The organism is Aquimarina sp. MMG016 (assembly GCF_018100805.1).
Classification (GTDB): Bacteria; Bacteroidota; Bacteroidia; order Flavobacteriales; family Flavobacteriaceae; genus Aquimarina.
In genome coordinates, this window is sequence record NZ_JAGJEA010000001.1 from 94,890 (window position 1) to 107,364 (window position 12,475).

A 12,475-nucleotide genomic window follows, 5' to 3' on the forward strand; every position below is an offset into this window, starting at 1 on the left:
AATATAGTTTAACGTTTACCAAAACGAAAGTTTTGATATTTTTCAATCATCTTCTCTTTAATAAGATTTGGTTTTAAATTGTTGGACATTAAAAACTTAATTTTCTGAAATATGTAGTTTTTAAATTGCTCTACAAAAAGTAGGAACTCGGTTTCATATTTATAGTATTTAACTACTAAAACACAAACCCCTATTACAAACAAGGTTGCTCCTAACACAACTTCGGTTGGAGTTAAGGCTCTGTAAAAAAATCGATTTAATCCTAATCCAAACCAACTTCCATACAACACAAAGAAGTGAATAATGTAAATAGATAATGTTTTACCTCCAATTTTAGTAAATATAGAACCTGTTAAGTAGTTTCTCAACAACATAAAAATTGAAAAAAGAATACAAACATTTCCTAATCTTATGAATAAAAAATTATTATATGCTACTGATTTAAAAACTTCTATCTTAAAAGCATCATGCAATAACATCAAAATTCCTGATGAGTAAAAAACGAGGATACATCCTAATAATAATAAAGAAGTAATTATTAATGGATAAAATTTTTGTTGTCTTCCATATCTCAAAAAGATCGTAGCTAAAAATCCTCCAAAACACACATATCCAAACCATGGTAATAATGTAAAGATCGAACCATATTTATTGGTAAAGTAGTTAGCAATTGTTTCTGGCAAAAATTCTAAAATTGCAGTATCATATAGTGGTTGAATTATAAATACTAACATACCTATACCTAATATTGTATACTGAAATAGCCTTTTACTATATTTATATAAAATTAGATACAGCCCTATCAACAACAATAAAGAAGTACCAATACACTGCAATACATCCACATAGAAAAATGAAGAGTTTAGGGTTCCTCTAAAAACTGCAAAAAAGCTCAATCTGAGCAAATAACCCCAAAAAACAAGTTTTATAGCTCTTTTCACACCTTTTAGTATTCTTGGATTATTGAGCCCTGCACTACTTTGTTTAAGAAGTAAAAAAGTAAATATAAAACCAGTAATTGTAAAAAAAGTGGGGGCAGTCATTCCTCGAAAATACTCCCAAGCACTAAATATTACGCTTGTTCTATCTCTATAAGTATCTTCCAGTAGCGCCTGGACAAAATGCCCTTGCAACATCATTACGATTGCAAAAGCACGAATCGCATCCAGGAAATACAATCTGTTGGTTTGATTAGTCATGATTGGGGTCAGTTAGTTTTGGTCCAAAAAACCTGTTTTGGATCGCTTTATTGTTTTGAGCGTGCAAAGCTAACTAATTTTTATCAATCTTTAACTTCTCTTTAACAACTCTAAATACTGAAAATCAATTCAGTAGTTTATTTGCTTTAAATTATTAAGTTAAACACAAGGCAAATACTATAATCATGGGCCAATTTTTGATATCTTTTATAAAACTTAAAAACCATTATTATGAAAAATGATACATATACTAAAACTGTACTCACTATTATTGCTATATGCTTAACTATAATCGCTATTAAAGATTTAGAAATAATACCAAGAGCATACGCTAACGAAATAAATAACCCAAATAGTTACAAATTAGTCCCTGTTAATGAGGATGGTTCTATAACAGTTAAACTCATTAATTCAGATGAAATTGATGTAAATATCAAAAACATTGAAACTTATGATAAACTCAAAGTAGATATTAACACTATTAGCACTAGAGATGAATTAGATATTAACATTGATGAAATTGGTGGGAGCTATGTTTCTAGTGGAGGACCAATCAAAGTTAAACTTCAGAATTAGTTATAAAAAAGGCTTCAGAATTGAAGCCTTTTTTTTATACTCTATTGCTGCATTTTTAGATAATAATCAACAGAATGTTTTCCAGACCCATACAAGAAAAAGAAAATACATAATAGAAATACCACAGTGGCAATGACTAAATTTGCCACATTCATTTCACCTACGAAATTAATCACAACAGCCCCAATAAGCAATGGGATCTGAGCAGCTACAGACCAACGAGTAAGCAATCCAAAAGCAATTAATATCCCTCCTATTAAATGTGCTGGAGCAACATAATGTATAACAATCATTGCACCAGCCAAATTCTGAACTGGCTTAAGAAGATCTACCAATATCTGGCTATTACTCAGGAAATTTATTCCTTTTAGAAATAAAAATACTCCAAGTGCAATTCGCAAAAGATCAAGTGGGTAATAAGTATGCGCATTAGCCCATTTGTTTAATGACTTTATTGTTGGCATGACAAATAGATTTATTGGTTACACTCATATAAGATACTGATTTTTAAAACAATAATGATATTTTATTTTGAATTTAGCATGTTCTTAAATTTAGATATAATTAAATAAAAGCAACCTTTTTATAGTTACTTCATCCTATAAATACACTAAAACACAACAACAATGATCTCAAAAAAAGCATCCAAAATAATATTGCTGCCATTATATTAATAGTTATTGCATTTTTATATCGTGTAGCAATGACAATACTATTGGAAAATCTGCGGAATCTTAGATCCATCCATTAGAAGATCTGGATTGGTTAAATCAAACTAACATTTGAATCAGACCTTACTCCAGCAGGGAAACTAATTATAAGGTATATTTACAAAGATGAAAATGTATTTTGGATAAATATCTGCTTTAACCGGAAGATACCTTAATACAAATCTATAACTATAGAAGAAAAGTTATTTACCAAAAAGGTGGACTCGCAGGATTAGATGATTGTATAGATTTTGAGTCCGAACCTATTAATCCAATTATTTTATTAGACAATGTTCAGAAAATAATTTATAATCCTATAGCAACATTGGTAATCTTATTGAGTGCTTCACTTATCTTTTCTAGTACTTCATCTTTCTCCTCAATCCCATGACGCTGCTTTAAATATTCAGGATTGTTATATGAGACCTTTACCATATCCTGGTCATCCTGCCATACCATAATCTTTTGTGGTAAATCCAAACCAGTAGTTTGAGAACTTTGCATTAAAGGTGTACCCAATTTTGGATTGCCAAACATGATAATTCGTGTTGGATTTAATTTTAATCCTACAGAAGTTGAATTGCCCTGGTGATCTAATTCCGCTATAATCTTTAAATTGGGATTATCAGCAATAGTTTCTTTTAATGAATTATATGTTTCTTCAAAGTTTTTAGTACTTACTTTTGTAATTACGCCTTGTTGTTCTATAACTTCCATATTTGTTTTCAATTTTATTTGCTTATCATTAGACGTATTATCATTAGTTTGATTACAGGACACAAAAAGTAATATCAACAAAAATTTACATACTATAGTTTTCATCTTGATTTCTTGATTTTGAACTAAAATTAATCGAATACAAAAACCTACTCTAGTTTTTATTATAAGATTAACAAAGCTCTACTTCCAATTTTATCATAGATTATATTTAATGGAAAATATCCAATATCTAGGTTGTACTACATAACTTGAAGTACTGTTAAACAATTCACTAAAGCTATCGCTATTAATACTTTCTGTATTTAGAAGATTGGTCACAGAAAATTTATATTCCCATTTACTATCTGGTTTTTGATAGAACAGATCTGCATCCCAAAAACTATATTCATTCAGTGTAGTTTCTGCATCTCTATAATTGTAATAACTATAGGATGATTTTAATAAAAATCCTTTGGCAAATGACCAATCTAATTGCGCAAATGGACGACTGGTATAAAATGTACTTTCAGCCCCATTATTATCATAGTCATTAACTGTAATACTATACCCCAAATCAAAATTAGGACCTTTTTTAAAATTAGTGGACCACTCGGTACGATAAGTTTGTGTAAGACTGACACTCTCACTTGGCAAATCATTTACTATATTGTTAAAGCTTGACCAATTTACATTTGCATTCAGGCTTCCTTTGATTTTTCCAAACGTACGACTGAAGCTTCCGAAAGCCGTAAATATCTGATCAGCAAGGTCTGAATTAACTGGCGTATTTACCCTATTAATTCCAGAGATCGCACTTGTGTTTTTAATGGGATTACGGCGATTACTATAACTTATATTAGCAAAAATATTAGTATAATTAAACATGTTGAAACTAAAGTAGTTTAACGAATAATTATCATACAATGCATTTTCTAGATTACGATTTCCTTGTGTCAAGGAATTATAATTATTAAAAATATATCCTTCAGCCAAACGATTGATATCTGTATATTCTGCGGTAATAGAATAATTGAAACGAAGACTTTCGCTCTTTTTTAATTGAGCTAGAATAAAAAGATCAGGCAACACTGTCCAATCATCTTGTGTTAGGGTTGTACGAAGTTGCTCATCCTTTAGATTATAATTATGTAAACTAATCCCAGAGTTGAAAGTGAAGATCCCGGTAATAAATTTATAATGTAAGCTTCCAAAAAGGTCAGTAAAATTATATTTAACATCATTATTAAATTCCTCATCTTCAAAATCAACACGATCTCCGTTATCCAGAATTTGAAATATCCCTGAATCAAAATTTTGAGTACTCATAATAGTTCCTAAAGTAAAATTGAGATTACTCTTTTTATTAAGAACATAATAATAATCAAGTTTAGCATCAAGTTTACTGGTTTTTACTTTTTTATCCTGGTTAACACTATATCTTTCTGATTCCTGAAGCGGATTAAAAGTGTCCTGATCAGGATCTAATGGGTCATTTATTTCAGTAAAGATTCCTCTGAAAGGAATTTCATCTCTTATAGCGTTATAAAATGGATCTTCGTCTTGAAATAAATGTTGAGCTTCAAAAGAAAAAATATTTTTATCATTAAGTGTATAATACGCATTTACGTTTTGCTGAATGGAAAACGGTGTATTTTCCAATTGTTCTTCTATATTTTCTGAAATATTCTCTCTTAGTGATAAAAATCTTCCATCTTCTTCCTGTTTTGAAAGTTTTCCGAAAATGTCATAATCTAATCTAAAATTTGTATTTGGTTTATATATAGCGCTTAACTTAAGTAACCCTAACTTACTAAACTGTAATGTATTATCAAATGTTTCTTCAACAGTATTATCTGACGGATCAGGAGTGTCATCAATATAAATGGTTCGGGTATTGGTAATCAAATCGGTTTTGGTATCACTAAAAATCCCATAACCGCTAACGTCAAGTGTTTTGCTAGCGGTTAGACTAAAATTGGCCGCGGCAAATTTAGTATCAATCTCATTAGCTCTGTTATTTTGAAGCGTGGTAAAAGCCAGGTCATCTGTAGTAATATTAAAAGATGTACCTCCACGTCCAAGATTTCTAAAACCTCCTGTGAAATTAAAATAATCCCTGCGAGTAAACGGAACTTCTCCTATATCATTAAAATCCGTAATGATATTGATACTATAATCGGGACTGTAGTAAAACAGTTTTGGTTTTACGATATAACGCTCTGTCTCTCCAACTCCTGAACCAGCCATAACATCACCAAACCAGAAATTCTTTTTTCCTTCTTTGAGCTTGATATTAATAGCAACCTGATCCTGAGAATTACGCAATCCTCGCATTTGATTAACATCGTCATAATTTCTAAGCACTTCTACTTTATCCAACGCATCAGCAGGAATATTTTCTGTTGCCAATTTAGAATCACCATCAAAAAAATCCTTGCCTTCTACCATTACTTTAGAAACGGTTTTGCCTTCTACTTCAATTTCTCCATCATCATTTACTTCTATCCCTGGTAATTTTTCTAATACATCTCCTAATTTTTTCTCCTCTCCAGAAGTAAAAGAGTCTGTATTATAAACTAATGTATCTCCTTTTACAACAACTGGTATTTCATAAACAATCTCTACCTCATCTAGGTTATTTTCCTTAGCACTCATCTCAAAACTCACCGATACATCATCCGAAGTAACAGTAATTGATTTAGGCTCCGCCGAAAGACCTATAAAACTAACTTTAAGTAGGTAGGTATCATCTTTTGGAACCGAAATTTTATACTCTCCTTTATTATTAGTAATACCATAGCCCATCATCGCATTATCCACCTTTTTATAAGCAATTACGTTTGCCATTTCCAGAGGGTTTCCTAAAGAGTCTTTTACAAATCCGGAAATCTGTACTTTTTGGGCAATAGTTGTCAGTGACATTCCGAAAAGGAATATCAGAATAAATATGTTTTTATTCATTTTTTAATTGATTTTAAGGAAAATGTATAACTCTAGTTTCTTCCTCTAATTCCGCCAAAACCTCCACGGCGCTGAGAACTAAATTGATTTGCCATTTCTTCGATTTTCTTTTTAGCGATTTTATCAAATTCTGTTTGGGATACCTCTTTTCCTTTTGAAGGTTTTTTGATTTCTTCTTTCTCCTTGGTGTTTAATACTATTTTATTACACAAAAGTGTTGTACTACCTTGTTGTATTTCCAGGATCAAACCGGGTAATCCCCAGAATTCTCCAGGTCCTTGATTAATAGGAATTTCTGGTGTATACCAAGCTACTACGTCAATTTCGTTTGGTATTTCATTTTCGTCTTCCAAGTCCGACGTTTTTTCTTCACCTTCATTTTCTCGTTGTCTTCGTAATTTTCTTGCTTTACGTCGAATACTTCTAAAATCCATCTCTTCACTGAGACTTTTGGTTGTGATAGCTTTAAAACAGGTATAATTTCCAATTTTCTTAGTCTCATTTACCATAGTCCATGTATACTTTGTCAATGTATCTTTGATAAGGAAATTCTTACCATAAAATTCTCGTTGGTCAACAAATTCTCCTGACTTTATATTTTTAAAATAGTTATTAGATATCAAACCAGACATTATAACATTCCATCTTCCTGAATAATCATTGGTTTCAAGCTGAGCTTCTTCTTTATAGACAGAAGCACTTTCATCAAAAGTGAGAACAAAGGTTTTCTCAAAAACAGATTTCATTCTTTCAGTGATTGCCCTTTTCTGATCTTCAGGCATTTGTCGTCCACCAAAATTCATATCCAGGCTTGTTTTACTGAAGTAATACGCTTTTCCTTGAAAATCCTGTCCAAAAGTTAGGCAAGTTTCTAATATCAAAATGAATGTGAAAACAGTTTTCATATTGAGGGGGTTTTAGATTATTGGACACAAATATGATAGAACGGTTTAATAGCTTAAAGTTAATTATATCCTAAAAACTTAATGATGAGCTTTTATGAGATGCTTTTATCAAGAAAGTATTATCCCCCTATTCTTATTCTTACACTTTCTCCATCACCACGATGAGACATCCTATCCCGCATTTCTTTCATTTTTTTCTGCATGATCTCCTCAAATTTTTCTTGGGTAACAATTTTACCTTTGGTAGGTTCGATGATTTCCACTTTTTTCTTTGGATTCAGCACTATTTTATTGCACAACATGCTTTGTTCTCCATTATTTACTTCTAAGATCAGCCCAGGCAACCCCCAATAATTACCAGGTCCATTTGCCACTGGAATCTCTGGAGTATACCAAGCAGTTATTGTTATTTCTTCTTCCTCTGCAGGAGTTTCTTCTTTTTTATCATTATCAATAGTAATACTCCTTACACGTTGCTCCATCCTTTTGGCAGTAGCCTTGTAGCAAGTATAGTTGCCAATCTTTTTGGTTTCATCTTCTAACTTCCAATCCAGTTTTTCCAACTGATCTTTAACCAGGAACACTTTACCTAACATCTCTCTTTTGCCAGAAAAACGTTCTTCTTTGATATTCTTATATAATATATCCGAAGTTCCGGATCCAGCTACCATTACCCTAACACCACCAATAGCCTGTTGCGGAGCCTCCAAAGTTTGCTCTTCCTTATAAATTGACTCTGAAGTATTAAATGTCAAAGTAAATTCTTTTTGAAATTGCTTTTTTATCATTTCTTGGATCTGTTTTTGCATATCAGCATTCATCTTAGAATCTTCGAGCTTTAGATCCATTTTTCTATTGGTCTTATAAGTAACCACACCTTGAAAATCTTGTGCAGATATGCTTTTTATTAAAAAAAGCATTAATACTATCATAAATCGTATCATAATTAATTATTTTAAAAGTTTTTCTAGTTTATTTTTTAATGCAGTTGCTTCTCCCATTTTTAGTTTTCCATCATCGGTTTTTACATAAGAGATTCCTCCTTCTATGCTCTTTACGATTCCATTTTCATCTAGAATTACATTTTTAGGAAAAGCCTTCATTTCTAGTTCATCTGTATACTTTTTTGCATCCACCACCTGAACAAAATCAAAATTATGTTTCTTCAAAAATTTTTCAACTTTTTCCTTAGATTCATAGGTTATCGCAACGAAGTTTACATCTTTTCCAAAATGTTTTTTCAGTTTATTAAGCTCAGGCATTTCATCAATACAAGGAGGGCAACTTGTAAACCAAAAATTCAATAAAGTTGGCTTCCCTTTTAAATCACCAATATTTATATGACTACCATCTAATGTTATTAAAGGAGAATCCAACATATTTTCCCCCTTGAGCGATCTTAATTTTGTTTTCATCATTTTTTCTCCATTTAGATTCACACTAATACCATAAGTATGAATTATAGAATCTTCTTTAACTTCAGTATTCTTTATATCAATTTCTACAATTGTCTTTTTATGTAGTTTAATCAATTTATCATACAATTTTTGTTTTTGATTTTTTACTGTTTCTTCGTTTACTATCTTTCCTTTATGGTTTTTGTAATATGTAGTTTGAGCGTTAAGAATTATGGAACTAAGTAGCATGAATAAAAGAATGACTAATGTTTTCATTTGTTTTTTTAGTTATTTTGATTTGTACTGTACAAATATGAAAACTCAGTGCTAAGCAAACCGTTAACCAGTGTTAACGAGTGTTAACCGATTTGTTTAATGTCATTTTAGTATAGTACTTTTGGGGTATGCAAGAAAAAAGCTATAAAAACATATTATACTTTATAACAGTTGTGATTCTTACTACACTAGCTATTCAGGTATATTGGAACTTTAAAAATTATCAAGCTGGAAAACAACAATTAATTAATGAAGTACAAACCAGTTTGGATAATGCCGTGGATCAATACTACATAAATCTAGCTAAAAAAAACACTATTGGATTTGCTACAGATTCTTCAAATCTAAAAGGGTTTTTAAAAAAGAAGAGTTTTACGAATTTTATTAAGAAAGTCGATTCAGGAAATGTAGATTTTAGAAGCTTTACCTTTTCAGATAGTACAGATCAATCTCGTGTTTCCATATTTAGAGGTGTTGAAGTAGACAGCATGGATCGAATTCACATGCATTCTTTAGACACTTCTCCTTCTAAAATTACAAAAGCCCCTTTTTCTTTCAAGATTAAAACAGACAGTACCCGACAAAAAAAAGCATTTGAGCTTTTGACATCAAAAATTGTAATATCTATTACAGAAGATTCTTTAGAGCTAAATACATTAGATAGCCTTCTAAAAAATGAACTTAATCGTAAAGCTATCGATATCTATCATGGAATATCTTTTTCTAGTAATAAAGGAGAATCTTATACATTTAATGAGTCTGTTATTGGATCTTCTACACTTAGTACTAAAACAAAATCCTCTTATTTACCAAGGGGTAGTTCTTTAGAGTTGTTTTTTACAAATACCACTCTTACAATTTTAAAGAAAAGTCTTTTTGGAATTATATTATCATTTTTATTGGTTAGCGCAGTAATTGGTTGTTTACTATTCTTGCTAAGGACAATTAAGCATCAAAAACAATTAGCTGAGTTAAAAAATGATCTGATTAGTAACATCACTCATGAATTTAAAACTCCAATTGCTACCATCAGTGCAGCTTTAGAAGGCATCCAAATTTTTAATCAAGATAATGATCCCGAAAAAACTAAAAAATATGTTCAAATGTCTTCTAACCAATTAGGAAAGTTGAACACTATGGTAGAAAAAATACTAGAAACAGCTACACTGAATAGTGAAGAATTGGAGTTAAATCTTGAAGAATTAAACCTTATCCACCTGACAGAAACTATTGCCAACAGGTATCAGACAAATGCTTCAGAAAAGGAAATTAAATTTCATACCACACACAAGAGTATTTGGAAAAAAGTAGATAGCTTTCATTTTGAAAATGCAATTAATAATATAGTTGATAATGCTGTTAAATATGGTGGAGATACGATTGAAGTAAGTATTAGCAACACTAGTTCTGATATTGTTATAGAAATAAAAGACAATGGTACATCATTAACCCGAGCACAAAAAGATAAAATATTTGAAAAATTTTATAGAGTTCCTAAAGGAAATACTCACGATATAAAAGGTTTTGGGATCGGATTATATTATACAAAAACCATTATTGAAAAGCACGGAGGAACTATAGAATTAGTGTTGGACCAAGGTCAGACCAATTTTAAAATCAAATTATCCAATGGCTGAAATCACCGAAATAATATTAGCAGAAGACGAACCGTCATTAGGGCAAATCATTAAAGAAAGTCTAGAGACCAGAGGGTTTAAAATTCATCTAGCTACAAACGGACAGGAAGCGTATGACTTATACAAAGAGATTATGCCAAAATTGTTGGTACTAGATGTGATGATGCCTAAAAAAGATGGTTTTACGCTCGCTAAAGAAATAAGGCTAGAAGATGACTCAATACCAATTATATTTCTAACTGCAAAATCACAAACCCAAGATGTAGTGGAAGGATTTACCATTGGAGGTAATGATTATTTAAAAAAACCTTTTAGTATGGAAGAATTGATTGTTAGAATTAACAATCTTTTGCAACGTACTAAACTTCAAAAAAATGCTGAAATCCTGTCAATTGGTAAATATTCTTTTGACTTCCCAAAACAACTACTTAATTATCAAGGAGAAGTGCAACAACTTACGCATCGAGAAGCACATTTGTTATTTCATCTGGCAAAAAACAAAAATCAAGTGTTAGATCGTTCTATGATTCTAAAAAAACTTTGGGGTGACGATGATTTCTTTAATGGTAGGAGCATGGATGTATTTATTACAAAACTTAGAAAAAAACTAAAAAAAGACGAAACCATACAAATCATCAATGTACGTGGATATGGTTATAAATTAGTTTGTTAAAAACGGCTTTATTTTTGTACTTTGGTGGAGTATGAAAAGATTCATTCTATTTTTTATTCTTCTCATTTTCAATTTTAACTCATTCGGTCAGCAGCTTGCTAAAGCTAACGAAATGTTTTCATTAGAAGCAGATCATTTCTGGGGAGTAGATTCTTTTGGAGCTATTTATTACTCAGAAAACAACATCTTCCATAAAAAATGGAACGATCAGGAATTGCAATACGGTGATTTTATTCTAGGAAAATTAAGCAGTGTTTCAATCTTAAATCCTTTAAAGATTGTACTTTTTTATGAAGACTCTAATACTATAATTTTAATCGATAAATATTTTAATGAGATCGATAGAATAAATTTTAATACGTTGACTGATTTCAAAAACGTAACTAAAGTCTCTGCTGCCAATGACAATAGTGTATGGATATTTGATAGTAATACACAAAGATTTGAGCTTTTTGACACTGACTTGCGTAAGACTTTGCTTATCACACAACCTATAAATGATCTCGCCAACATACTGCGAAGCAATTTTAACTATTGTTGGGCGTTAACCGAAAAAGAATTGTTACAGTTTAATATTTACGGGAGTTTAATCGATCGGTTTCCAAATGAAGAGTATTTAGATTTTCAAATGACAAATAATGATTTGGTAATAAAAAAAGATAATCAGCTTTACTATTATAATATACAAGGCAAAAAATCAGAAAAAATAAATCTTCCAGAAATTCATATCAAACAGTTTTATGTTACTAACGAAATCCTTTATATTTACGACCAAAGTAAGATTTACAGTTTTGATCTAACATCCCCAAAAAAATAAATCAACTATGCATGTAGCTATTGCTGGAAATATTGGTGCAGGAAAAACAACATTGACTAAATTATTGGCCAAACATTATAAATGGGAGCCTCAGTTTGAAGATGTTTTGGAAAATCCATATCTGGAGGATTTTTATAACAAAATGGAACGTTGGTCTTTTAACCTACAAATTTATTTCCTTAATAGTCGATTTAGACAGATATTAGAAATTCGTGAAAGCGGTAAGGATATTATTCAGGATCGTACTATCTATGAAGATGCATACATTTTTGCGCCTAACCTTCATGCAATGGGATTAATGACCAATCGTGATTTTGAAAACTATAAATCCTTATTTGATTTAATGGAAAGCGTAGTTGAAGGTCCGGATTTGTTGATATACCTTCGAAGCAGTATTCCAAATCTGGTATCTCAGATTCATAAAAGAGGGCGAGAATATGAAAATACTATTAGTATCGACTATTTAAGCCGACTTAATGAACGATATGAAGCTTGGGCTCATGGTTACAACAAAGGGAATCTATTAGTTGTTGATGTAGATCACCTTAATTTCGTAGATAACCCGGAAGATCTTGGTAGCATTATCAATCGTATCGAAGCTGAACTACACGGTTTATTTTAAGTT

Annotated in this window: 12 protein-coding genes; 5 read left to right on the forward strand and 7 right to left on the reverse strand. The window is 31.0% G+C overall.

What is annotated here, in order from left to right:
- Positions 1-8: 8 nt before the first annotated feature.
- Positions 9-1,199 (reverse strand): heparan-alpha-glucosaminide N-acetyltransferase domain-containing protein, encoded by a 1,191-nt coding sequence (locus tag J8M14_RS00390; protein WP_211072365.1) that lies wholly within the window; start codon positions 1,197-1,199, stop codon positions 9-11.
- Positions 1,200-1,430: 231 nt separating this feature from the next.
- Between J8M14_RS00390 and J8M14_RS00395 the strand changes: the two genes are divergently transcribed.
- The gene (locus tag J8M14_RS00395) at positions 1,431-1,775 is read left to right on the forward strand and encodes a hypothetical protein (RefSeq protein ID WP_211072366.1); all 345 of its coding nucleotides are present in this window, start codon (positions 1,431-1,433) and stop codon (positions 1,773-1,775) included.
- Between the two features lie 41 nt (positions 1,776-1,816).
- Here J8M14_RS00395 and J8M14_RS00400 read toward each other — a convergent pair whose 3' ends face one another.
- The 6 genes from J8M14_RS00400 to J8M14_RS00425 form a co-directional block, all read right to left on the reverse strand.
- Positions 1,817-2,239: a DoxX family protein gene (locus J8M14_RS00400; RefSeq protein WP_211072367.1), complete on the reverse strand. Its 423-nt coding sequence runs from the start codon at positions 2,237-2,239 to the stop codon at positions 1,817-1,819.
- Between the two features lie 552 nt (positions 2,240-2,791).
- Positions 2,792-3,307: a DUF302 domain-containing protein gene (locus J8M14_RS00405; protein WP_211072368.1), complete on the reverse strand. Its 516-nt coding sequence runs from the start codon at positions 3,305-3,307 to the stop codon at positions 2,792-2,794.
- A gap of 93 nt (positions 3,308-3,400) precedes the next feature.
- Positions 3,401-6,145: an outer membrane beta-barrel protein gene (locus J8M14_RS00410; RefSeq protein ID WP_211072369.1), complete on the reverse strand. Its 2,745-nt coding sequence runs from the start codon at positions 6,143-6,145 to the stop codon at positions 3,401-3,403.
- Positions 6,146-6,177: 32 nt separating this feature from the next.
- Positions 6,178-7,050 (reverse strand): GLPGLI family protein, encoded by an 873-nt coding sequence (locus J8M14_RS00415; RefSeq protein WP_211072370.1) that lies wholly within the window; start codon positions 7,048-7,050, stop codon positions 6,178-6,180.
- 119 nt (positions 7,051-7,169) lie between these two features.
- On the reverse strand, positions 7,170-7,994 hold the full coding sequence (locus J8M14_RS00420; RefSeq protein WP_211072371.1) for a GLPGLI family protein: 825 nt from the start codon (positions 7,992-7,994) through the stop codon (positions 7,170-7,172).
- A 6-nt stretch (positions 7,995-8,000) separates the two neighbouring features.
- Positions 8,001-8,723, reverse strand: coding sequence for a TlpA disulfide reductase family protein (locus J8M14_RS00425; protein WP_211072372.1), 723 nt, complete (start codon positions 8,721-8,723; stop codon positions 8,001-8,003).
- A gap of 128 nt (positions 8,724-8,851) precedes the next feature.
- On the opposite strand from J8M14_RS00425, the gene J8M14_RS00430 reads away from it, so the two are divergent.
- The 4 genes from J8M14_RS00430 (at position 8,852) to J8M14_RS00445 (ending at position 12,472) form a co-directional block, all read left to right on the forward strand.
- Complete coding sequence (locus J8M14_RS00430; RefSeq protein WP_211072373.1) at positions 8,852-10,360, forward strand: HAMP domain-containing sensor histidine kinase; 1,509 nt, start codon at positions 8,852-8,854, stop codon at positions 10,358-10,360.
- Positions 10,353-11,033, forward strand: a complete 681-nt coding sequence (locus J8M14_RS00435) for a response regulator transcription factor (protein WP_211072374.1) — start codon at positions 10,353-10,355, stop codon at positions 11,031-11,033. Before J8M14_RS00430 ends, J8M14_RS00435 begins: the two co-directional genes overlap by 8 nt.
- 112 nt (positions 11,034-11,145) lie before the next feature.
- Positions 11,146-11,850 carry a hypothetical protein gene (locus tag J8M14_RS00440; protein ID WP_211072375.1) on the forward strand — a complete coding sequence of 235 codons (705 nt, stop codon included), beginning with the start codon at positions 11,146-11,148 and terminating at the stop codon, positions 11,848-11,850.
- 7 nt (positions 11,851-11,857) lie between these two features.
- Positions 11,858-12,472, forward strand: coding sequence for a deoxynucleoside kinase (locus J8M14_RS00445; RefSeq protein ID WP_211072376.1), 615 nt, complete (start codon positions 11,858-11,860; stop codon positions 12,470-12,472).
- Positions 12,473-12,475: the final 3 nt, after the last annotated feature.

Bases quoted from the DNA above. Each gene is read 5' to 3' on its own strand.
- J8M14_RS00390 (WP_211072365.1), bottom strand. From the start codon at position 1,199: ATGACTAATCAAACCAACAGATTGTATTTCCTGGATGCGATTCGTGCT.
- J8M14_RS00395 (WP_211072366.1), top strand. From the start codon at position 1,431: ATGAAAAATGATACATATACTAAAACTGTACTCACTATTATTGCTATA.
- J8M14_RS00400 (WP_211072367.1), bottom strand. From the start codon at position 2,239: ATGCCAACAATAAAGTCATTAAACAAATGGGCTAATGCGCATACTTAT.
- J8M14_RS00405 (WP_211072368.1), bottom strand. From the start codon at position 3,307: ATGAAAACTATAGTATGTAAATTTTTGTTGATATTACTTTTTGTGTCC.
- J8M14_RS00410 (WP_211072369.1), bottom strand. From the start codon at position 6,145: ATGAATAAAAACATATTTATTCTGATATTCCTTTTCGGAATGTCACTG.
- J8M14_RS00415 (WP_211072370.1), bottom strand. From the start codon at position 7,050: ATGAAAACTGTTTTCACATTCATTTTGATATTAGAAACTTGCCTAACT.
- J8M14_RS00420 (WP_211072371.1), bottom strand. From the start codon at position 7,994: ATGATACGATTTATGATAGTATTAATGCTTTTTTTAATAAAAAGCATA.
- J8M14_RS00425 (WP_211072372.1), bottom strand. From the start codon at position 8,723: ATGAAAACATTAGTCATTCTTTTATTCATGCTACTTAGTTCCATAATT.
- J8M14_RS00430 (WP_211072373.1), top strand. From the start codon at position 8,852: ATGCAAGAAAAAAGCTATAAAAACATATTATACTTTATAACAGTTGTG.
- J8M14_RS00435 (WP_211072374.1), top strand. From the start codon at position 10,353: ATGGCTGAAATCACCGAAATAATATTAGCAGAAGACGAACCGTCATTA.
- J8M14_RS00440 (WP_211072375.1), top strand. From the start codon at position 11,146: ATGTTTTCATTAGAAGCAGATCATTTCTGGGGAGTAGATTCTTTTGGA.
- J8M14_RS00445 (WP_211072376.1), top strand. From the start codon at position 11,858: ATGCATGTAGCTATTGCTGGAAATATTGGTGCAGGAAAAACAACATTG.